The sequence below is a fragment of the Candidatus Bodocaedibacter vickermanii genome (assembly GCF_014896945.1).
In the GTDB taxonomy this organism is placed as follows: domain Bacteria; phylum Pseudomonadota; class Alphaproteobacteria; order UBA6184; family UBA6184; genus Bodonicaedibacter; species Bodonicaedibacter vickermanii.
On sequence record NZ_CP054719.1, the window covers coordinates 804924 to 828930 of the forward strand.

At 41.4% G+C, this 24007-nt stretch carries 20 protein-coding genes and 1 tRNA gene; 5 read left to right on the plus strand and 16 right to left on the minus strand.

What is annotated here, in order from left to right; all coding sequences use genetic code 11:
• Positions 1–74 precede the first annotated feature (74 nt).
• Positions 75–1607: a hypothetical protein gene (locus tag CPBP_RS03710; protein WP_350331523.1), complete on the minus strand. Its 1533-nt coding sequence runs from the start codon at positions 1605–1607 to the stop codon at positions 75–77.
• 65 nt (positions 1608–1672) lie between these two features.
• Here CPBP_RS03710 and mfd point away from each other — a divergent pair, with 65 nt between their 5' ends.
• The 4 genes from mfd to CPBP_RS03730 are packed head-to-tail and all read left to right on the plus strand — an operon-like array spanning position 1673 to position 6853.
• On the plus strand, positions 1673–5095 hold the full coding sequence (mfd, locus tag CPBP_RS03715) for a transcription-repair coupling factor (protein WP_350331524.1): 3423 nt from the start codon (positions 1673–1675) through the stop codon (positions 5093–5095).
• A gap of 53 nt (positions 5096–5148) precedes the next feature.
• Positions 5149–5748: a flagellar basal body-associated FliL family protein gene (locus CPBP_RS03720; protein ID WP_350331525.1), complete on the plus strand. Its 600-nt coding sequence runs from the start codon at positions 5149–5151 to the stop codon at positions 5746–5748.
• Positions 5749–5757: 9 nt separating this feature from the next.
• Positions 5758–6177 (plus strand): hypothetical protein, encoded by a 420-nt coding sequence (locus CPBP_RS03725; protein WP_350331526.1) that lies wholly within the window; start codon positions 5758–5760, stop codon positions 6175–6177.
• A 10-nt stretch (positions 6178–6187) separates the two neighbouring features.
• Entirely contained in the window at positions 6188–6853 is a 666-nt protein-coding gene (locus CPBP_RS03730; RefSeq protein WP_350331527.1) for a MotE family protein, read from the plus strand.
• Between the two features lies 1 nt (position 6854).
• Here CPBP_RS03730 and CPBP_RS03735 read toward each other — a convergent pair.
• Both CPBP_RS03735 and CPBP_RS03740 read right to left on the minus strand, forming a co-directional pair.
• A tRNA-Phe gene (locus CPBP_RS03735) sits at positions 6855–6930 on the minus strand.
• 57 nt (positions 6931–6987) lie between these two features.
• Positions 6988–8094 carry a ribonuclease E/G gene (locus CPBP_RS03740; protein WP_350331528.1) on the minus strand — a complete coding sequence of 369 codons (1107 nt, stop codon included), beginning with the start codon at positions 8092–8094 and terminating at the stop codon, positions 6988–6990.
• Between the two features lie 644 nt (positions 8095–8738).
• Here CPBP_RS03740 and tpiA point away from each other — a divergent pair.
• A complete protein-coding gene (gene tpiA / locus CPBP_RS03745; protein WP_350331529.1) occupies positions 8739–9434 on the plus strand; it encodes a triose-phosphate isomerase in 696 nt (231 codons plus the stop codon).
• Here tpiA and lgt read toward each other — a convergent pair.
• The 13 genes from lgt to CPBP_RS03810 form a co-directional block, all read right to left on the minus strand.
• A complete protein-coding gene (gene lgt, locus CPBP_RS03750; protein WP_350331530.1) occupies positions 9412–10218 on the minus strand; it encodes a prolipoprotein diacylglyceryl transferase in 807 nt (268 codons plus the stop codon). The genes tpiA and lgt overlap by 23 nt on opposite strands.
• Positions 10218–11186: an NAD(P)H-dependent glycerol-3-phosphate dehydrogenase gene (locus CPBP_RS03755; RefSeq protein WP_350331531.1), complete on the minus strand. Its 969-nt coding sequence runs from the start codon at positions 11184–11186 to the stop codon at positions 10218–10220. The genes lgt and CPBP_RS03755 overlap by 1 nt, the downstream gene beginning before the upstream one ends.
• The gene (gene tsaD / locus CPBP_RS03760) at positions 11183–12232 is read right to left on the minus strand and encodes a tRNA (adenosine(37)-N6)-threonylcarbamoyltransferase complex transferase subunit TsaD (RefSeq protein ID WP_350332615.1); all 1050 of its coding nucleotides are present in this window, start codon (positions 12230–12232) and stop codon (positions 11183–11185) included. Before tsaD ends, CPBP_RS03755 begins: the two co-directional genes overlap by 4 nt.
• Positions 12233–12283: 51 nt before the next feature.
• Positions 12284–13729, minus strand: a complete 1446-nt coding sequence (locus tag CPBP_RS03765) for a hypothetical protein (protein WP_350331532.1) — start codon at positions 13727–13729, stop codon at positions 12284–12286.
• Between the two features lie 14 nt (positions 13730–13743).
• Positions 13744–14265: a demethoxyubiquinone hydroxylase family protein gene (locus tag CPBP_RS03770; RefSeq protein WP_350331533.1), complete on the minus strand. Its 522-nt coding sequence runs from the start codon at positions 14263–14265 to the stop codon at positions 13744–13746.
• Positions 14243–14719: a disulfide bond formation protein B gene (locus CPBP_RS03775; protein ID WP_350331534.1), complete on the minus strand. Its 477-nt coding sequence runs from the start codon at positions 14717–14719 to the stop codon at positions 14243–14245. Before CPBP_RS03775 ends, CPBP_RS03770 begins: the two co-directional genes overlap by 23 nt.
• Positions 14703–15269 (minus strand): YqaA family protein, encoded by a 567-nt coding sequence (locus CPBP_RS03780; RefSeq protein WP_350331535.1) that lies wholly within the window; start codon positions 15267–15269, stop codon positions 14703–14705. Before CPBP_RS03780 ends, CPBP_RS03775 begins: the two co-directional genes overlap by 17 nt.
• Complete coding sequence (locus CPBP_RS03785; RefSeq protein ID WP_350331536.1) at positions 15269–15448, minus strand: hypothetical protein; 180 nt, start codon at positions 15446–15448, stop codon at positions 15269–15271. The genes CPBP_RS03780 and CPBP_RS03785 overlap by 1 nt, the downstream gene beginning before the upstream one ends.
• Entirely contained in the window at positions 15445–15927 is a 483-nt protein-coding gene (gene lspA, locus CPBP_RS03790) for a signal peptidase II (RefSeq protein WP_350331537.1), read from the minus strand. Before lspA ends, CPBP_RS03785 begins: the two co-directional genes overlap by 4 nt.
• Before the next feature lie 11 nt (positions 15928–15938).
• Positions 15939–16460 (minus strand): hypothetical protein, encoded by a 522-nt coding sequence (locus CPBP_RS03795; protein ID WP_350331538.1) that lies wholly within the window; start codon positions 16458–16460, stop codon positions 15939–15941.
• 251 nt (positions 16461–16711) lie between these two features.
• The gene (gene ileS / locus CPBP_RS03800; RefSeq protein WP_350331539.1) at positions 16712–19471 is read right to left on the minus strand and encodes an isoleucine--tRNA ligase; all 2760 of its coding nucleotides are present in this window, start codon (positions 19469–19471) and stop codon (positions 16712–16714) included.
• Between the two features lie 3 nt (positions 19472–19474).
• Positions 19475–21265, minus strand: coding sequence for an aspartate--tRNA ligase (aspS, locus tag CPBP_RS03805; protein WP_350331540.1), 1791 nt, complete (start codon positions 21263–21265; stop codon positions 19475–19477).
• Between the two features lie 2081 nt (positions 21266–23346).
• Complete coding sequence (locus tag CPBP_RS03810) at positions 23347–23973, minus strand: hypothetical protein (RefSeq protein WP_350331541.1); 627 nt, start codon at positions 23971–23973, stop codon at positions 23347–23349.
• Between the last annotated feature and the right edge of the window lie 34 nt (positions 23974–24007).

Consider the following 24007-nt stretch of genomic DNA (forward strand, 5'->3'; position numbering starts at 1 on the left):
TCGTTGATAAAACATTATAAAGGATAATGTATGCACAGACTAAATAAAGAGGGGCATAGCCCCTCCTATCTTTATTACTTTGCAAACATATATCCATACGGCTGCCTACGATCTTGCAGATATACTTCAAAACCTTTTTGAACAAACAAAGTTGCAACAACCTCATTCACTTCATTTCCACACATATCAACACTTCGTAATGTTGAACCTTCACCCAGCCAACCAGCGACCATATCTGTTAAATCCGCTGCCTTAACACCACACCCAACCATGTTAATTCCCGTAACTCTTAACATGCCAAGGCGCCCTGCGATTGCTGATGGAATTTGCATTCTCGTCAAACGAATTTTATATAAAGGCTTCTGAGATTCTGCCAATAATGCCAATTGTTCCCAGCCACTTTCAGATAGCTGACTGTCTTCAAAATCTAAGATCTGTATTTTTGATTCTGGCGATAAAAATTCTTCTTTTAATCGGGTCATCACATACCCTGTCGTTGGGTGATCAGACACCAACATGGGTAACGATAAATTTGCACCAACGGGGGAACGCACAACAGAACGAATCACTGGTGTTAAATCACCATAGCTCACATTTTCAAGACTTTTTAATCTGAACATTAGATCCCACACATAAGGCACAGTACGGTCAACGACGCGCTTAAACATTTCCGTGAAAGAGGTTATACGTTCATGTAACTCTCTATTTTGGAAATTTACAATTAAGCTAACACCTATTTTTGCCCCTTCTGAAAATGAATGCAACACTGGGTGTGTGATAGATGTAACAAAACTTTCTAGCGCTGCTACACTTTCAACTGCTGCAATGATATGTGAGTTTTTAGGGCGAACCTCCGCTAATATTTGCAATATTTGTACTTGCTGACTCTCAGGAAACCCATTGATTTTAGTAAGATTAAGTGTTGCAGCCTCATGTAATCCCAAGACAACCTCGCGTATTAGATCAACGTTAAAAAGCCCGACAGTATTAACATTAACGCTTAAACTTGACATTGCATTATCAAAAAACAATCCCAGAAACTGCACCGTCACCCAATCAGAGGGAGTATTAATCTGTGGGATTAATGTGCGCTCCGAAGCAGAAAACAGCATGCAATAAATAGAAAAAAGATGATCTGAAAAATTGTCTGCAGTCATATCCTCGCTTAGCTCTCCCCAAAAAGTATCTGCCAATGGAGCTGTCCGCTGTGACTCATGTGGCGTAACGATTGTTTTCAAAAAAGCGTTTAACAAGAACATGCTATTGCCATCTAACTGGGCATTGAGTGCCTGTCGCAAACCTGCAAATTTGCGTTGAGTTTCCATTACTGTCCCGCACGCAGCAATATCAATTTTTGAAAGATCTTTAAACATATCGATGAGTGTCTGCGGCAATATTCCCAATCGAACCTCGTTAACCATTTCAGACAACTCAGTTAATTGAACATTCTCAACACCTATGACGGGCTCTGTAAAATCGCTGCTGACCACAAAGCCCATTACGAGCTCATTGGTTGATGACTCATCACTGTCTGACAGCTCAGACGCCATTGTTACGTGACAAAGCGCAACCGTAGACAAAAGCATCCCTCTGATTATTTTTTTCATTTTAAACTCCAATAACACCAGTGGATCATGTTAAACTTTTTAAATTAATAATTAGTTACCAATAAATGTCACAACTTACAAAACAGCTTTCATTTTTATTTCCTGCAGCAACGGGGGCATGGATTCAGGAAATTATAAAACACACACAGAAAATTTGGTGTGTATTTCAAAACGAACAGGACATGCATGCTGCAAAAACCTCTATTAATGCATTTAATCCCAACGTTAAAATACTCATTTACCCCCAGTGGGATACGTTGCCCTATGCTGCGGCGTCCCCATCAATCGGGGTGCAAATGCAACGACAAAGCGTTTTGGATTCTATCCGCAGCACAGTCACACCCCTGGTAATTTTAAGCACAATCAATGCAGTGATTCAAAAAGTTGGATCTGATACTCAACAATCATCCGACATTCGTATTGATGCCGCCATACCTTTAGATGCAGAAAAGCTAACACACGATTTAAGTGCTGCTGGGTTTGCAAGAGTCGACACAGTGTATCAACCCGGAGAATTCAGCGTTCGAGGCAGCGTCATTGATATCTTTCCATCGGGTCACGATCTACCTTATCGTATTGATTCATTTGGAGACGAGATTGAAAGCATACATCCCTTTGATCCGGCAACTCAACGACGACACAAAGACGTTTCTTTGAAACAGTTGATCATTAACACCCATCAAGAAATTCTATTACCCCCCGAACGCATCTCAACCTTTAAAACTAATTTTGTTGAATATTTTGGGATTGAAGGTCGCGGTAATTTCTATTCCAGCATTGTGGATCAAACACCCGTCCAAGGCTGGGAACAACTTTATCCGTTATTCTTTAAATCGACCCAATCACTGTTTGAACTGTTTCCAAATATTACGTTTTTGTTACCACAGAAAAGTTTGTTTTCAGAATATTTTAATGATTTAAATGAATCGTATAGTTATCGCAAACAGCTGTGGGACAACACCCGATCTAAAGATCAATTGCTGCCCCCCATTCAACCTGATTTAATGTATTGTACCGATTTTGAATCCAACATATTACGACAATCCAATACGCATATCTACAGCCCCTACAAACAGCAAGACGGACTGGATTACAAGATTAGACCGCTGGATCCTCTTACTGCAGAATCTGTAACGGATCGGTTTAACCAAGCTATAAAAATGTCTCAGTCCAGCAATGTAAAGCTGGTGTGCGCACTTGCAGAAGACCAAGAAATTCGATATGTGCAAGCAACTCACTCCGCCGCAAATGAACGCACACTACCCGTTTGCAAAACATGGGCAGACGCTCTTGCAACAGATGCTCCGGTTGTAATTTGGCAACAGCGATTAATCCATGGATTCAAATTACCTCACCACCATATTGTCACAAGTTTGGAACTGTTTGGCGAACGTTCAGCTCCATCAAAAAAGCGCAGAGCCGTTGTAAATGCCGAAGACATTATTGCACAAGCAACCGCATTAAATGTTGGAGACCTTATTGTCCATCGCCAGCATGGAATTGGACGATACTTAGGATTAGAAACTATTGAGGTTTTTACGGTAACTCATGATTGTTTAGCGTTGGAATATTCTGGTCAAGATAAACTATTTCTACCCGTTGAGAATATCGAATTGTTATCACGATATGGCAGCGACCAGGGATCGGCTCATTTAGACAAACTTGGCGGCACATCGTGGCAAAGCCGTCAACTAAGCGTTAAAAAACAACTGCGAGACATTGCAAAATACTTAATGAATATTGCCGCAAAGCGCATGTTGAAAACCGCACCAGCCATTCAGGTTAATGATGGCGCTTTCGAAGAATTCTGTCGCAGATTTACATTCGTTGAAACCGACGATCAAGAACGTGCAATTCAAGATGTAGTCACAGACCTTTCAAAAGGAACACCCATGGATCGATTAATCTGTGGAGACGTTGGGTTTGGAAAAACAGAGGTCGCATTGCGCGCTGCATTCTTAGCCGTACATAATGGGTACCAAGTCGGCATCGTTGCCCCCACTACAATCTTGGCGCGTCAACACTATCACACCTTTAAAAAACGATTTGAAGGTTTAGGATACAGAATCGAACACATCTCCAGACTGGTTAGCCAAAATCTAGTCACAAAAACAAAACAAGCCACAGCAGATGGTGAAATTTCAATTTTAATCGGAACTCATGCTTTATTAAATGACACCGTTAAATTTAAGAACTTAGGACTATTAATTGTCGACGAAGAACAAGTCTTTGGCGTTAAGCAAAAAGAAAAAATCAAAGAGCTCTCAAGCAACATTCACGTCCTGACTTTATCGGCGACACCTATCCCTCGAACATTACAAATGTCACTGTTGGGCATCAAGGAAATGAGTTTGATTGCAACCCCACCCGTGGATCGCAGAGCCATTCAAACAACACTGTGTGAAGAAGATCCCATTGTGATGCACCAGGCCATCAAGCATGAAATCGATCGGGGCGGACAAGTCTTTTATGTGTGCCCTCGAATCTCTGATTTAGATGCAGCCTATACTTCTTTGAAAAAGGCATTCCCAGACCTAAACATTGTGGTGGCTCATGGACAATTAAAACCAACAGAAATAGAAGAGCGACTAATGTCGTTTATTGAAGGCAAAGCTCATATTCTGCTTTCAACGCAAATTATCGAATCCGGAATTGATATTCCAAACGCCAATACGATGATCATTTATAATGCTCAACTCTTTGGATTAGCTCAACTGTATCAATTGCGTGGACGCATTGGACGCAGCACTCGACAAGCCTATGCGTATTTAATTACACCGCAAGGACGCATGTTAAAATCAACCGCAGTTAAACGATTGCAAGTCATGTCTACCCTGGACGCCTTGGGCGCTGGATTTACATTGGCCTCTCATGACCTTGATATCCGCGGCGCAGGCAACTTACTGGGTGAAGAACAATCTGGTCATATTAAAGATGTCGGCGTTGAACTGTATCAAGACATGTTAAAACAAGCTGTTAATACCTTAAAGAAAAAAGGTTCGATCGAAAATGATGAAGAAGATTTATGGAGCCCCATTTTATCATTAGGATTATCCGTAGGTCTTCCAGAAGCATATATTCAAGACATTGAAACCCGAATGGAAATCTATCGTCGTTTAGGGGCATTGACGAACAATGATCAAGTTAACGATATAAAAGCCGAACTGCTGGATCGTTTTGGGCGACTGCCTTTAGAAGCAGAAAATCTAATTGCGACCATTAAAATTAAAATCCTATGCCGCACGGCTAATATTCAAAAAGCAGAATCAGGCCCCAATGGAGTCTTATTTACATTCCGAAACAATCAATGCGGATATGTCGACAATTTATTAAAATTAGTTCAACAAAATACTGCTTATAAATTAAGACCTGATTTAAAGCTATTTTATCATTGGTCGTTTGATGATATTCCAACGCGGGTCAGAACGGTTAAAATGATTTGTAAAGACCTCTGTAAATTAACGACGACGCAATCTAACGTTAACTAATTGTAAACCCTTGAACGCTATTATTGAACAAAGGTGTTCAAGGTGTTTAAATTATGGCTGACGATAATAACGAGGAAATCGAAGAAAAAATCTTGGATGCAGAAGGGCAACCAGAAGGCCAAAAAACTGCCGAACCCGAAAAGAAAAAAGGGCTTCGAAAGTATCTTGGTTTTTTATCATTTATCCCTCGGTTCTATAAAAAATACACTGTCTTAAGCATTGCAATTAGCCTTGTTCTAATTTTAGCAATCGCAGGGTCTGCAGCAATGTATTTTTTATTCTGGAATAAAAAGGAAACGTCTGAGGATCAACCCATCCAATACGCCGCTTCATACCATGCATTACCCGAATTAAAACTCAGCATCAAACGCAGCGATGACAATCTAGGTTATTTAATCATCGGGTTAACTCTAAAACTTCCTGTTGATGTTAAACCTGAAGAGTTACGAAAAAAAGAACCAGAAATATTAGATGCTCTTCATACTTACTTTGCATCAATCACGTTGGATAGCCTAGGTGCCTCCGCGGCAACAAGCCTTGTATCACCGGTAGGGTTAGAACGATTACGCCAGAATCTTATTAGACGTCTAAACACTGTGTTGCTGCCCATTAAAATAGAATCCATTCTGTTTAGGAAACTTATAACTCAATAGGTATAAAAAATGGTATTTGAAAGTATTCTGCTGATCTTCTTAATCGCAACTTTAGTTTTAGGAATACGGTTGTATTTTGGTTTGCAACGGTTGAAAACATACAAAGATGATTACAGCCGATTTTTAAATAAAACCGAAGCCCAATTATCCGATATCGAAAAAATAACAGAACGCTTTCGTTATATTAGCAATGCTGAAAAAGAATCCTTTGAACGATTAATTAACAAAGCTAAATCTTTAAAAGATGATCTGCTATATATTTCCGAACGTTCTGAAAATATCTTTCAAAAACTATCGTCAACATCTAAAGCAATCAAAGTGGATACGTTACTAACTGATCAAAAGAAAGAAACAAAGCAATCAGAAAAAACGTCTCAACTTACATCTAAAAAAAACAAACTTATTAACACGATCAAAGACTTAAGGTAGGCAAACGACAGTGCAATTATTACCAACATCGCATCAGTTAAATACATTCTTAAGATTAAGCGTAATGTTACGTGCACTGATTGCAAGCTGTGCTCTGGTATTTATTTCAAAACTGCTAACCTTAACTAGTTTGTATTCCGCACCAACATCCGCAGAAAACAAACCAACTGAAACAGCACAGGATCCCGCTGCACCCACGGAATTACCCCCCATACAAAATATTCAGCTAGATAATCAAGGATTAACATTAAAGCTTGATTTTATGAACTTAACCCCCAGTGATATAAAAGTATTAGAATCATTGTTCGACTATCGCGAAAAAATAAAACAAAAGGCACGAGAGGTTGTTCAAAAAGAAGACCAACTTCAAATTGTTGAAAGCCGCATCCAACAACAGTTAACAGAGCTGAAACGCATTCAGGGTGAAGTAACTGCATTGTTAGACACATATGATGAACAGGAAGAAAAAAAGCTTCTGTTAATGGTTAAGATTTATGAGAATATGAAGCCTGACCAAGCCGCTCAGATTTTTAACACCCTGCCAGAAGATCGACTTTTATCGTTACTGAAACGAATGAAAGAATCTAAAAGTGCCGCTATTATGGCCAACATGAATCCATCACAAGCAAGTCATCTTACGGATAAATTATTAGGTCAAAAAGAATTGAAGAACTAGGTGGTGCCTGGGGGCGGAATCGAACCGCCGACACAAGGATTTTCAGTCCTTTGCTCTACCGACTGAGCTACCCAGGCGCATAAAATTGCTTCATCAATTAATAGAAAAAAAACGCCCAAATGTCCAGGATTATTTTAGTTTTTTAAGATATTTTTATCAATCCACCCTAATGGATACCCTCTACGAGGTAAAATAAACTCTAATAGTCCCATTTTAGACACACCAAACAATTGCGCAGAAACATCCAGAGCACTCCACTCTGACTCAAATTGACGCACCAATCGCTCTGATTCTTCCCGATTGGGTATGGGCAGCATATCTACAACTATCTTTCCGCCATACCGCCCTTGATATAATATCTTGGGTAATACCCGCATCACCTCACGATTTACATTGGTAAACGATTGATCCGATCCTGCGTTAATATCGATTGTAGTGCATGCGGATGTTTCTTCGATCAGAATACTCCCCCCATTCAACAAAGGAAAAACTCTGCTGCTTACACGATCCCAAGCCTCTTCTAAAAATTCTATATCATCCGGCAATCGACGTATCTTAATGCGCGTTTCAAATATGCGCTCCATGCTTGATACCAACCATTCACATGATTCAGGATCATTTGTAAAAATCTCAACAGGGTGTAAACAATATGACAGCAATGAATTTAACGTAGCAAACTCTGGCTTATTATAGGCGTGCTGATCCCACACTGTTTTTGAAAACGATATGATATGTTCTAATAATTTGAATGAATAATCCTTTGCGCTTAACCTAAACTTAACACCAAATCTTCCGGCCAATGCTGCAAACTGTAACTTTAAGTTATGTGCGAATTCTGGATACTGCTTTAATCGATGGGAAATATGAACGCCAGGTTCAAATGGATACAGAATGACAGGACCGCACGGCAATGCAATGTTCAGGGTTCCCTTCAAATCTTTATGTTCCATTTCTGTCGGTGAAATACTATGCGCTTGAACCCACACGGATTCACCAACATTTAAATTAGCCTCCTTAAACGAACGCTCTGCATAAAGAATGGCATTAGTGTCAATCTGAACTTTGGCCTTACCATTCGAAAATATTTGAGCCACTTTTCCATGATAAATTTTTCCATGGGCGTCCTGATCAACAAACGCGTTCACAGAACATATTGATCCCGATTGTCCCACAAACACTCTGTATATGTTGTTTTGATCTATCGTTTTTTTGTCGATATAAATTTGATAGCTTGTTTCCACCGTCAACTCACTCCAGATGATTGCATCAGTATATCAAATTCATAAAAGCCTGTCACTCTAGCAGCAACGACAGCGTGATGCTGCACCTGATGATTAGATCCGGTGTATTGCAACATATGTTCTATGACACAACCACCGCAACTATGCGGCTCAAGGGCGCTTTACGCGCCAAACGGCAGTCGCCGTACAAATCGCAATACGCGATTTGCTTGAGCCGCACAGACAACGCATCCGACATTTAAAAAAATAGTTTTTGTTTGTTCATAAAGTATTAATGATTGTGCGTTATAGTACTTTTAGTGTGCACATACATATTTAATTTTTGCCCCAAGTTTCGCGATGAAATGACGGAAAAGCTTCGTCTATTGTTGCGCACTCATAAGATGGGCGTTGTCCCCCCACCCGAAGTTCACTGAGGGTGACAGGGTGGGGGGTGGCGCGAAAATCATTTTTTAAAAAAATATTAACCTTTCTTAACTTTAAGTTAATGCAAGAGCAATTTAATTTGGGTACGAGGGGCGAGGCGAGACATCGACCGAGTGACGCATACCCAGATTATAAGAAGTCAGCTATAATGCGCACCCCCTCATAAACTCTGAATAAAATCCTATGGACATCTTGAATCATTTATATATCATATATGTATGAAACGTTTAATTATCGCAAATTGGAAAATGAATGGATCGATACACTTGATCCAAGAATTTCGATCTCTTAAAAAGATTCCGGGAACAGAGGCAATCATATGTCCACCGGCGTGTTACTTACCTCTATTTTCAGATACCTTGATGAAATTCGGGGCACAGAACTGTCATCATGCAAACAACGGGGCATTTACGGGGGAAATTAGCGCCCTACACTTAAAAGAGCTTGGATGCACCTATGTCATTCTGGGTCATTCTGAACGTCGCACTCAGTTTAATGAAACGGATTCTGTCGTCAATCACAAAGCTGCCAAAGCAATCGAACATGGATTGACCCCCATTATTTGTATCGGTGAAACCTACGCCGAACGACATGAAAATCGATTTGAACAAGCGCTACTGTCTCAAATAGATCGCTCCACACACGGGCTTCCCCGCCATCAATATGTGATTGCGTACGAACCCATTTGGTCGATTGGAACAGGTTTGGTTCCAACATCAAACGATATTCAAACTGTTATCAACCTTATCCAACAACGGCTCGGCACCCACACACCCATTATATATGGCGGGTCGGTTAACGATAAGAACGCAGCTGATCTATCTAACATTCCAGGGTTAAATGGAATCCTTGTAGGTGGAGCCAGTTTAAATGTTACAACCTTTCAATCTATTATTGACGCGTTTCAGGCTTAGATTGCCTCCAAAAGAATCCAAGTAATCCTATCCCAATAACAATCATGGGCACCGATAAGATTTGCCCGCCCGATAACCAATTGCTGTGAAACCAACTTAAGGTTTCGCTATCTCGGAAATATTCTGCAACAAATCGCGCAAGTCCGTACCCGATTAAAAATGATGACGCTGTAACGCCAGATTTTTTGTGTGCACATTTATATATCAATCGCAAGACACCATATAACACCACACCTTCTAACATCGCTTCATACAGTTGACTTGGATGACGTGGAATATTTCCACCCTTGGGAAAAGGAATCGCCCAGGCCACATCTGTTGGACGCCCATACAGTTCACCATTAATAAAGTTTGCAAGTCGTCCGAACATCAAAGCAATCGGTACATTGACCGATAACACATCCATAAAATTTGTAAATTTAACCTTATGGTATCGTGCGTACAACACGGCAGCTATGATTACGCCAATCAATCCACCATGAAATGACATGCCACCTTTCCATGTTGCAAAAATTTCCAATGGACGGTACATGTAATAATCAAAATTATAAAACAGAACATCGCCCAATCGTCCACCGATCACGATCGCCATCATTCCCCAAAACATACAATTTTTATATACGTTTGCAGGAAACTCAGCGGGACGCTTACTCGCCATGCGATCACTTGCCCACATCACAAACACAACACCCGCAAGGTATGAAATACCATACCAGTTTAATGACATTGCAGATGATATTTGGAAAATGACGGGATCAATATTATGGAATGGAATAACAAACATTAAAAAACCTCTTGTTTTAAGTCTCGACTCATTAACACGGCGACGATATCTTTTGATAATATTTCATTACGAATTAATTTTAATACACACTGACTGATTGGCATTTCAACACTATATTTTTGAGCTAGTTTTTCAAGACTGAATGCGGTGTGGTATCCCTCGACCGTACCCTGGGTTGACTCATCCCACCGCTCACTGTTCGCCAACACAATACCAAATCTTAAGTTTCGGGATTTAATACTATGACAGGTTAGGGTTAAATCTCCAAGCCCTGACAACCCTAAAAACGTTTCTTTTTTTGCACCCATTGCACAGCCAAGACGCGCCATTTCCGCAAGCCCTCGTGTGATAATTGCTGCTGTCGTATTATCACCCAATTGCAAACCTTGAACAATACCACACGCAACCGCGATGACGTTTTTGACAGCCCCCCCAATTTGGGCGCCAATCATATCTGTTTGAACATACGGTCGAAAGCTATTGGATTTAAATAACGCTGCCCACGCTAATGCGATTGATTCGTTATTCGACGATATCGTGGTTGCTGTGGGTATTCCCATTAATATTTCATCGGAAAAATTAGGTCCCGACAGAACAGAAATTTCTGCGTTCAGATACTGTCTTGCAATTTCACTGGGCAACAACCCTGTTTCTTTTTCGACTCCCTTTTGCAACAACAACACTGGAACATCGCTGAACAGCTGATGGTGCAAATCCAGAAATGATCTTGTCTGTTGTGTTGGTAACGCGATAACAATACGATTAGCTTTTGAAATAATCTGAGTATCCAACGTTGCAAATAATGTAACGGGTCGAACAACAGAGGGATAATCTGGCATAGCCTCACCCGAATTCAACGCAGCCACTCGATCTGCATTGCGCGACAACATTACCACCTCATGACCGTTACGTGCAAGACAATGGCCGATTGCAGCACCAAAACTTCCCGCACCAACAACCACTATCATGATGATATTCCTCTAATTTGATCCATAGGCCACCGGGGTCTGGGTTTTATATCCAGGCTATCTGTTAAGCCTTGTTGAAAACGCTCCAATCCCGCCCATGCAATCATGGCTCCATTGTCGGTACATAATGACAAGGGTGGCGCAAAAAAAGCAAATCCAAACTCTGAACACACTGTTTGCAACGCACCACGAATGTGTTGATTCGCAGCAACGCCTCCTGCAACAACAAACTGCTTATAGTTTGGATGATGTTCTGCTGTATATAAAAACGCTTGCTTGATACGATCGTATAACACCCGTGCGACAGTTTGTTGAAAACTTGCACATACATCAGCCACGATTGATTCTGGTAACGTGTCGCCATGCTCTGCTTGCAGTTTTTGAATCGTTTGCCTTACTGCTGTTTTTAATCCAGAAAATGAAAAGTTCAAATGTTTCTGCCCAATCATCGGACGCGGCAAAACAAACGCTTTGGGATTACCGGTTGCTGCCAGCTTTTCAATCTGAGGGCCCCCGGGATAAGGCAAACCTAACATCTTTGCAACCTTATCAAAACACTCGCCCACGGCATCATCCAATGTTGCGCCTAATACTTTGTACGCCCCAACATTTTCAACCAACATGGTCTGGCAATGCCCGCCAGATACTAATAATAAGACAAAGGGAAATTCGATGGTTTCAGTTAAGCGCGCTGTTAAGGCATGCCCCTCTAAATGATTCACGGCAACAAAAGGCTTTCCCAATGCTGCTGCCATTGCTTTTGCAGCCATTGTTCCAACCACAACACCACCAATTAATCCAGGCCCCGTTGTTGCAGCAATCACATCAACATCATGGGGTTGTAACGATGCGTCCCTAAAAACTTGATCTAATAATCCTGGCAATAAACTTAAGTGAGCTCTCGCGGCAATCTCTGGAACAACCCCGCCATAGATTTCATGATCTTTGATTTGACTGGCCACCCGATGTGCTAAAACTTCTTTGTTAGAATTAATCAATGCAACAGACGTTTCATCGCAACTGGTTTCTATCCCCAGCGCGATGATCGTTTTGTTTTCTTGTTTAATCTTAACGCCCAATCTTGCTCACCGATATTTTTAAAACGATATGCCTACGGTTGCAAATACACTTGCACACCATGTATCATCATTCGTAATGACACGAATGTTACGCTCACCTTCTAACGTATCAATGTGGTCAATGCGAACACCTGCATCCGCATAGAATGATTGGCATGGTTTTAACCCCACTGCAACTTTTCCACCATATCCAGATTCTTGGAAATTCGCAACAACTTCACCATGGACATAAGCGCCCATCCATGCAAACTGTTTACGCATACCCACGGTGCACTCCACGATATTTTTCGGTCCATTGAATACATACTCTACAGCAACGGGAAAGAATAAATCTTTTCCGAAACGGTATCCCGTATTTATCTGATACGACAATCCTTTAGTCGTGAAATAGAACCCAAGGTTCGGCAATCTGAACCCACCAACTTCTGGAGCTTTCACATACACATCGCCCGATGAAATGTAATCGGCTTCTTCAAAAAAACGTCCCCAGAATTCAGCGCTTCCTAAAAATGCACCCACGCTGTAAAGCGCGATTTTTTTACCCGAAATTTCGATACCCATCGCATCGTAAGCAACCGCAATGCGCCCCAACTCCGAAAAGTGTTTTGCATCATTATTGCGCATGAAATAAACACCGATGCCATCAATCGCAACTGCCAACTTACCCACTGAATGATTTGATAGCTGAGCCAAATGCCCTCCACCGTCATACCACAGCGTATCTTCAATATCGCGCGCATGCATCATTCCTGCATTGTATCCAGCTGCTCGTGTTAGTACTTGCCCTTGCGGCGTTAAATGAGCATCAAGCCCAAAGCGCAACACTGCAACCTCTTTGTTCAACGTTACTTTGTTCGCATCAACGCTTTCATCTTTACGCGCAGTTTTAATTGATTCTCTTAAGTCCGTTGCATCCACACTGGATTTAGGATCATTAATAAATCGCTTGGAATATTTATCCAATGTTTCGTTTTTATTTGTTGGGATTGCATCAATATTTTCTATCGCAACAAACATTCCCTTATACGATTTCCAAAGGTTCTTTGCGAACATTGACCAGTAATTTTCGGCATAGGTCTCATAGGTATTACCAACATATTCTGCTTTCCAACCTAACGCTTCAATACGACTGGCTTTGCCATATACATCAGCACTCATTCGAATTGCCTTGTTAAATGGAGCCACCGCAACTGGAAACAATAAATACTTATAGGCTACACGTCCCCACATTGTTTGGGGTTGCAACCATTTGTGCCCAGCATCAAACACCCATCCGGTATTTTTTTCTAACGCCATGTGAAATTCACTAACCGATTGATTTATCATCAGCCCAGGAATAAATCCTAAGCTTAAGGGAACAGGTCGTGAAAACTTATATTGAGTCGGCTGCTTTTCACCCACATCCGCGTGTAACGCTGAAACGCTTAATCCTATTGCAACACAGTTGATTATTTTCTTGAACATTTTAAACTCTTTCGTTAAATACGTTTTGATATTTCAATGGCTGTACGCACACCCACTTTTATTACTTTCTTAAAAATCTGTTTAGCAATTGAGGGATCTTGATTATACTCCGCTGCCGCATCCCTATGATTACATTCATCTTCTCTAAATGTTTTTAACGTTTGAATCAAGTTTAATTCGTCAGGGTGATGTTGCTCTAGATTTTTAATTTGCTCTGCATAATGTTCATCAATGACATCTTCAACGGCTTCCGTACATGCCATTGCGGCGTTTGTACCCAACACCGCCGATACTGCCCCCGCAGTTTTACCAGCCCATTTCCATACTGGCATTAACGCAGTGGGTCGCACCTGACGATCACGTATTAAGCTTTCAAAATAATTCAGATGCTGCATCTCTTGATCATACATGTGTTGGATTTCAGCTTTGATTGTTGGATCTTTAATCCATCGCAACTGACCTTCATAAATCCATTTTGCGCCAAGTTCACCTGCGTGATCAACTCGGATTATTTTACCCAGATCGCTTTTGCGCATATATCACACCCCATACGTATACGATTAAGATACCACTTGCAAAAATCAAATGCCACTGTGCCATCGACCATCCCCAACAGCTCCACGTTACTTTTACGCAGGATCGATGATTCATCAATGCCTGAAGCCCTTGTTGAACAGATCCTAACGCTCCAATTTTTGAAGCAGCACATTTAACATTTACATACCCCTTTTCAATCAATACATGGGTCAGCGGTAACATGGCATTGATCGCAAGAATAAAGGTATTGATACTATGTTGAACGTGTTTTGATAATGGTTTGAATAACCAAATAAAATTTAATACACATAAAAAGACGTAAGGGTATCGTTGATAAATACACCACTCACAGGGCTTGATTCCCCAACCATACTCAGCGGAAAATACGAATCCCAATATCGCAGCACTTATCAGAAAAATCGTTAACGATTGAACTCTATATAAACCGAGCAAGGTAAATGGTCCCAACAATCAATAACACACCACCAACCATTACATAGGTTAAATACCGTTCAATAAATTCTTTGATAGGTTCACCAAAATAATAAATTAATCCGGCTAACATAAAGAATCTAGACGCTCTGGCAATGCACGATGCAATCATAAATAATCCAAAATTATAATGAGCAAGCCCACTTGCAATCGCAACCACTTTATATGGAATCGGCAAAAACCCTTTTATTGAGATCAGCAAAAAACCCCACTGACTAAATTTTTCTTGATACGAAACCAAGGCTTCTTCTGTAACTAAATAATGCCCAACAATATCATACAACCCATACCCGATCCAGTATCCAAGAATTCCACCGATAACCGATGCCGCAATACACACACCTGCCATATGCAAAGCTTTAGATCGATTTCCAATCATCATCGGTACCAATAAAACATCAGGAGGAATAGGAGAAATCGAACTTTCTAAAAAGGCAATTACACCCAATATCCACATTGCATATCGGTGTTCCGCATACCCAAGTATTTGATTATATACGCGTTGAAACATTATTTTTCTGACACCGTGTCCGATTGATTCGCTTGTCGATCCGCCTCATCTAATATTTTAGCTTTCATAAACGATGGTCGGGTCAACGTATTGCTTTCATCACGAACTGCTTCTGGCGCGATCCCTGAACAACCTGCCAATACCATCATCAATGGTAACATTAAGTATGTATTCTTCATTTATTTTCAGTCCTTTTTTCAATCAGTGCATCCAGTATGATTAACCCTGCACCACAACTTACAAATATATCAGCAACATTAAATACATAGAAATAGTATTTTTCAAACCAATGCACGCTGATGAAATCCACCACATACCCATGCATGAATCGATCAATCACGTTACCGATCGCACCCGATATCATGAATACAAACGCTAACTGCGGAATCATGCGCGGAGTCTTTATTATCATATACACCAAAAATGTGATGATAGATAGGCTCAACACGCCATAAAACCAAGGGCCCAAATTGAACGCGCTCAACATGCCAAAACTAACCCCCATGTTATGAGTTCGCACAATCGACAACACCGGCAACCAATGCTGAAAATCATCTGAACTGTGAATGTGATCCAGAATCAACATCTTTGTCCATTGATCCAACATCACCCCCACCAGGATGATCAGGCTATAAATTAAATATCGTGGTTTCATCATGTATTCTCGTATTAAGTTAATATATGCAATCCAGCCCGCTTTACAATGTCTTCAAATTCATCTTTTTGAAAATATTGTGGGTTTGCATGAACCACGTGAGTTAGATCAAAGTTACCAGATACCATCACACCCAAACTTGGCACAATATAATCATGAAATTCATTTTCTTCTCGAATATCATATAAATAGTAACGTTGATATTCTTTGTGAAACTTCAATTTTAATAAGTGTTTACCTTCACAAAGAACATGGACACCTTTTTTATACAAAGCCTCATAAAACCCTGCAAACCTATTTTCATATTCTTGATAGATTTCCCAGTTTGGGTTATTGCGCTTAGATTGTCCCCTAACATCAACGGCAGACATCACTTGTTCGCAAACCTCATCTTCTGTTAACCAATGATCAAATACGGATACAAAAAAAGTAGTATAAAACTTTTTAAAATTTTCTTGTTCCCAAATATGTTCATATGAATAATGTGGAAACATTTCAACCAGATCTGTATTTGCAAAAAGCTTTTTTCGCCCCATTCAAAAAATCTTTCTCTCGTTCATCATTTATTAACGTTTGTGCGATATAGTACCTTTAGTGCACATACATTTTTATTTTTCGCCCTCAGTTTCGTGAAGAAATGACGGAAAACTTCGTCTATTTCTTCTCCGATCTCTAAGATGGGCGTTGTCCCCCCACCCGAAGTTCACTGAGGGTGACAGGGTGGGGGGTGGCGCGAAAAAAAATTTAAAAAATTATTAACCTTTATTAATTCCAGGTTAACGCAACGTTAATTTCCCGCAACCGCCTTCACTGCCTCATCACATCGGGTACACACAGGGTTCGCCTCAGTTACCTCTGGCATCACCTTCCAGCACCGTTCACATTTTGCACCGCTTGCTAATTGAACATCGACCAATACCTCTGATCCTTTAACAACAGTCACAGCCGACGTAATACACACCTCTGCCCAATCAATATTCATATGGGTTGTCGTTGGCAACGTCAACGTTACCGCTGCTTGCAAACTGGATCCGATAAATTTCTCGGCGCGCTTTAATTCTAACGCTGCGGTAATTTGGCTTCGAATGTCAAAGATCTCAGCCATTGTTTTTGCAAGATGGTCATTCAACCACGTTGTGGGAATCGCCACAAACGTTTCCAAATGAATACTGTCACGATCCGGGTAACGCTCTAGATATGCTTCTTCTGCTGTAAAGCTTAACACGGGCGCTAACCAACGCGTGATCGTATCAAACAAAATATCCATCACGGTGCGAACAGATCTGCGTTTTAACCCTTTTGGATCATCGCAATACAAACAATCTTTACGAATATCAAAATACACCGACGATAATTCTGACGAACAAAACGTATGCAGTTCTGCATAGAACGTTTTGAAATCATAGGTTTCAAGACACTTTTTCCGAACAGCATCTAATTCTGCCAATCGATGCAAGACCCACTTTTCCAAATCTGGCAGTTGCGCATAGTCAACCTTTTCATCGTCAGAAAAGCCGTCCAAGGCTCCCAACAAATATCGCAAGATATTTCGGAATCTACGATAGATATCTTGCTGATGTTGTAAGATCGATTTACCGATTCGGATATCGTCAAAGTAATCAGAACTTATCACCCACAGGCGCAAGATATCCGCCCCCAAATCTTTGATAACATCCGCAGGCGACACAACATTGCCCAATGATTTAGACATTTTATAGCCTTTTTCATCCAACACAAATCCATGGGTCACCACTGCTTTGTACGGTGCAATCCCTCGGGTACCACATGATTCCAACAACGATGATTGAAACCATCCACGATGTTGGTCAGATCCTTCTAAATACACATCCGCTGGCCAGTGAACATCGGGGTTATTCTCTAACGTAAACACATGCGTTGTTCCGCTATCAAACCAAACGTCCACGACATCTTTGATTTTTTGATACTCATCCGCAGGATACAAACCATCTAAGAAAAATGCATTGTCTTTTTCAAACCAAGCATCTGCCCCCTCTGCACGAAATGCTTCAACAATACGATGTTGAACGCGTTCATCTTTCAAGATTTCATTGGTTTCTTTATGAACAAAAATGGGCAATGGAACACCCCATGTCCGTTGACGCGACACACACCAATCAGGGCGACCGTCAACCATGCTGCCAATACGATTTTTTCCTGCCGCAGGATACCATTGAACATCATCAATTGCTTTCAACGCTTTGTTGCGCAGATCATTCATCTCCATCCCAATAAACCACTGGGGTGTTGTACGGTAAATTAATGGAGCTTTTGATCGCCAAGAGTGCGGATAACTGTGCTTAATTTTTCCAGCCGCTAACAAACAATCTACGGCTTTGATTGCATCCATCACAGGCTCATTTGCCTTAAATATGTGCAGTCCCGCAAACATCGGAACTTGTGGGCGATACACCCCATCATCTTGAATTAAATCTGGAATTTCCAATCCAAACGCTTTACCTAATGCAAAGTCTTCCACACCATGAGACGGCGCCGTGTGTACCAATCCTGTACCCGCATCAGTGCTAACATGATCACCCGGCAACATGGGAACATCAAACTCATACCCCTGACCTGCTAATGGATGTGCACACACAGATCCTTTTAACTCAGATCCCATCAGGGATGCCACCACCGTATGTTCAGCAATTCCAACTGCAGAACACACCGCAGCCACCAAGTCTTCGGCTATGATTAATCGATCCCCTTGCAATGCATAGCTTTGCATATGTGACGACTCCATCACCGCATCCACACGTACAACTGCATATCGAACATCTTCGCCATAAGCAACCGCTCTGTTCGCAGGCAATGTCCATGGCGTCGTTGTCCAAATCACTGCATATGCATCATTTAGCACATCGATGCTTGCCGATTTAACCGGAAACTTAACATAAATAGATGGTGATGTTTTATCTTGATACTCAACCTCTGCTTCAGCCAATGCGGTCTTTTCAACCACCGACCACATCACCGGACGGAATCCACGATACAAACTGCCATTCATCAAAAACTTTGAAAGCTCTGATGCAATCACGGCTTCATTTTCAAACTTCATGGTCGTATATGGATTTTCCCAATCACCCAACACACCCAATCGCTGAATTTCTTCTTTTTGAATATCAACCCATTTAGCTGCAAACGTACGACATTGGTTTCTAAATTCAATCACATCCACCGTGTCTTTAGACTTTCCATGGGCGCGATACTCTTCCTCAATCTTCCACTCAATCGGCAATCCATGACAATCCCAACCTGGAATAAACACACAATCTTTTCCCTGCATTTGTTGTGACCGAATCACCACATCTTTTAAGATTCGATTCAACGCATGACCAATATGAATATGTCCATTGGCATAAGGGGGACCATCATGCAGCACAAATTTTGGACGCCCTTTAAACGCCTTGCGTTGCAATTTATACAGATCCAACTGCTTCCATCGTTCTAAAATTCTGGGCTCTTTATCCGGCAATCCTGCCTTCATCGGAAAATTAGTTTTGGGTAAAAAGATTGTGTCTTTAAACATGCTTTACGCCTTTTCAACTTTTTGTGGGGGCAACTTAATCTGTAAATGCAACTCTTTCAAATGAGCTTCACTCACCGTTGACGGAGCATTCATCAATAAATCTTGAGCCTGTTGGTTCAACGGGAAAATCACAACCTCACGAATGTTGGGCTCATCCGCCAACAACATCACCATACGATCAATCCCAGGCGCAGATCCACCATGGGGTGGCGCTCCAAATTGGAAGGCTCGCAACATGCCACCAAACTGATCTTCAACATCCTGTTTTGTATATCCTGCAATTTCAAACGCCTTGTACATTACCTCGGGCAAATGGTTACGAATCGCACCGCTGGACAGCTCCACACCATTACACACGATGTCATATTGATACGCTTTAATATCCAATGGATTCTCGTTCTCCAACGCCGCCAACCCACCTTGAGGCATCGAAAATGGATTATGAGAAAAGTCAATTCTTCCAGTTTCTTCATCACGTTCGTACATTGGGAAATCAACAACCCAACAGAACTTGAATACATTCTTCTCTAACAAGTCTAATTCATCAGCCATCTTTGTTCTCACAAATCCAGCCAACTTTTGAGCCGTCAATTTCTTGTCGCAAACAAAGAACACACCATATCCATCTTGTGCTCCTGTAATCGCCTGCAGACGCGCCAAACGATCACCATTCAAAAACTTCGCAATGGGTCCTTTGGCTTCACCGTTATCAAACAGTACATACCCCAAACCACCGCCACCTGCTTCACGAACCATTTCATTTAGCTTATCAAAGAAACTGCGCGGTCTATCTGCAACGCCAGGAACAGGAATAGCACGAACCGTCTGACCATTCTCCAACGCCTTAGCAAACAATCCAAAATCAGATCCGCGGAAAATTTCATCCGCATCATAGATCAATAATGGGTTTCGTAAATCGGGTTTATCCGATCCATATTTATTCATCGCCTCATCAAATTTAATACGTGGGAATGGCGCTGATGTTACTTCTTTACCATTTGCAAATTCTGCAAACACACCCGACAACAATGTTTCAAGAACGGCAAACACATCTTCCTGGGTCACAAACGACATTTCCAAGTCCAGCTGATAAAACTCACCTGGCGAACGATCCGCCCTGGCATCTTCATCTCTAAAACATGGAGCAATTTGGAAATAACGATCAAACCCCGCAACCATCAACAATTGCTTAAACTGTTGAGGCGCCTGTGGCAACGCATAAAAACATCCAGGATGCACACGGCTTGGAACCAAAAAATCGCGCGCGCCTTCAGGAGATGATGCCGTCAATATTGGCGTCTGATATTCCAAAAATCCCAAATCCGTCATACGACGTCGAATGCTGGAAATCACCCGACTGCGCAACACGATATTTTTATGCATACGTTCGCGACGCAAATCCAAGAATCGATATTTTAACCTCGTCTCTTCCGGACAATCTTTATCCAAATTCACTTGTAATGGCAACGGAGCCGCTTCGGACAATACCGTAATTTCTTCAACCACCAGCTCAATCTCACCCGTACCAATTTTAGAATTAATCGCCTCATCTTCGCGAACAACAACGGTACCCACAACTGAAATCACACTTTCCAACGGCATATCGTCTGCTATTGAAATACACTTGCTGTCACGATCCACCACACATTGGGTAATTCCATAATGATCTCGCAAATCAATAAAAATCAAATTACTATGGTCTCGTTTTCGATTAATCCATCCTGACAGCTTAACTTTATTGCCAACGTTTTCGCGGCGTAATTCGTTACATGTATGTGTGCGATATGTATGCATCGTTTGATATCCTAGATCTTGAATTTATTTGATTGAAAGATACACCGTCTAGCCCAGATAGGCAAGAATCAAAGTAAAAACACTCTAAACTTCGCACGATATACTAGATAAAAGATAGCCGTATTTTAAGATTAAGTAATTTTGAATTCTGTAATATAGCTAAACATCTATAAATCCTCTACGCCTTCTAAAGAAAATGCCTAATCCAATCAAAGAAAACTAGCGTTTTGACCCGCATCAGTTTTCGTTGGGTTTGGTTATATAGCCAGACGCATATAAATCAGAGATGAGTTGCGCACATATTAGGGGATGTCCGCAAAAGTTATTCACACCCGTTTATATAATATTAGCTATATATCATATTTTATATAAAGTGGTTAGATGCGCTTAAGTGAGTAACCTTGAAATCATTAGATTATTTAATAATCCAATTCGCTAAAGCATAGCCGTTTTATTTGCGGCTAGCTATACAACATGAAGGGTCGAGTTTTTTAAGTTTCATCCTCCCTCTCAAGCAACGTGATGCTAGCAACCTGAGGTTGCATCCCATAGGTTAAGATCCGATGTGATCTGACACGGATTACAACCAACCAACACATTACCTTGCAGATCTCGCCCACTCATTCGCACCAACCTCTGCTTCTATGCGGCTCAAGCAAATCGCAACGCGATTTGATAGCGGCAATGCCGTTGCACCAGCGTGACGCTGGACCCGTTAAGTTTGTCTGTTTCAAAACATTGATATTTTAAACTGCTGACAGGCTGCTTCTTAGAACATGTGCCCAACCACATCGGATCTAACACCCTATGGGCGCAGAGTCACACTGCTCGGATTCAACCTAATGGATGCAACGCCACGTTACCAACGACAACAATCTAATGCCTTGGAGATCTCTCCCAGCACATCCACCAGCTGTATCAACCCTTCGATTCGTGCCAACATCTGCTTCTATGCGGCTCAAGCAAATCGCAACGCGATTTGATAGCGGCAACCTGCGGTTGGCAGCGTGACGCTGCACCCAATAAGTTTACCTATTTGAAACTATTGATTTTTTGAACACATGTAATATTGCTTCTTAGCACACGAGCTTAATCACACCCGATCTTACCAACGGGTCCAGGGATCATCCCTGGCGGCACGCAGCCGTTAATCCGGGGTTAATAAAGGTTAATATTTAGTTAACACGATTTTTTTACCACCCCCCGCCCCAGTCACCCTCAGTGACCTTCGGGTGGGGGGACAAAACCCACTCCCTAAATCGAGACTAAATAGACGAAACGATCCGTCATTTTTTCTCGAAACGGTGGGCAAAAATAATAATGTATGAGCGCTCTAAACTTACAATACCTCACAAACGTTAACAAAAGATTGACAAACCAGCGTGACGCTGGACTCAATAGATTAAATAGATCCGATATACTTCGATACGAATTGCAAAAACTATTGACAATCCAAACTTTTTATCTATACTAATAGATAGAATTGCGAAGAGGCTACCCAAAAACCTAGGTAGCCTTTTTTCGTTCTACGTCTTTGAATTTCTCAGCCAAATGATCCCTAAAAAGATCCATGACGAAGCTTTGGTTGAACCACTCAAAGACGAAACGCCGAACCGAATCCCCAGTACAGGCGCTCCACTACCCGATCAGTAGACACAGCCCTGTAAACAACCCCTAGAGCCGACGGGCTCGTAAAACACCGACTTTGTATTTTATACTAAAGTCCGCCTTTCCCCATTCGTGTAAGAAATGGGGTTCTTTTTGCACGTGCGGGTTACTGGGGATTCTCTCGGTTTTAAACAGCGTGACGCTGTCTCCATTAGGTTAGATCCGATGTGATCTGACACGGATTTTATATAACTTAGCTCTGAAAGCCTTACACACAGCGCTTTCAAACAACAAAAGGAATTAAAACACACTCTTCAACAAAATATCTCAAAATCATTTTTCAACCCTAATGATCCTGCGCCCGAAATGGGTCAAAGCTGGGTTTAAATTCTGATATCTCAAATCCTCCTCAATCCAACATACCGGGTCCAGGGATCATCCCTGGCGCAACGTCACGTTGCCGTCAAAGGTGGTTAATTACTCCACTCAAATAGACAGCTGCCTTTTTTAGAATACGGATCTCCAAATGAATAATAGGGGCCATTAAAATCTTTAATGTCTACCACTTCACCAACGATCTCTTTCATTTCAGAGTGATCCAAAAAATTAAGCGATCCGGGATAATCATGCTCTCTTATATGAATACCCTCAAACGAAATTTTGAAATTCCCCTCAATAAAAGTATAACGGCTTTCGTCACCCTCTTCTAGTTCATCATCTTCAGTATTTCTATGCGCCCTAATACAGACGTGAATTTCTTTGTCCACTATGTCTAATAAGTCTATCTGCAACCAATGTAATCCTTTGTGGGAATTATAATAGTATCCAAAATCTTCCTCGTTTGGATTTTCGCCCATAGTCAACACAATGCTTTTACCTTTTAGCTGACCAAAGCTTCGAATACCAGCTATCCCCCTCCAATATGCATTAATACTACGCTCACCATCGTCAAATCTACAGATTATAAACCAAACTACATAAGGCTCCTTATCTTTGGAAAACGCAACATGACCACTCATTGATCCCGTCCCAGAAACTGTTCGGACGCTTGTGAATTGCCCTGATTGTAAACCACAGTTATGAATATCAACCAATCTCACTCTTACCCCACAATACAAAAAACCCGCCGCAGCG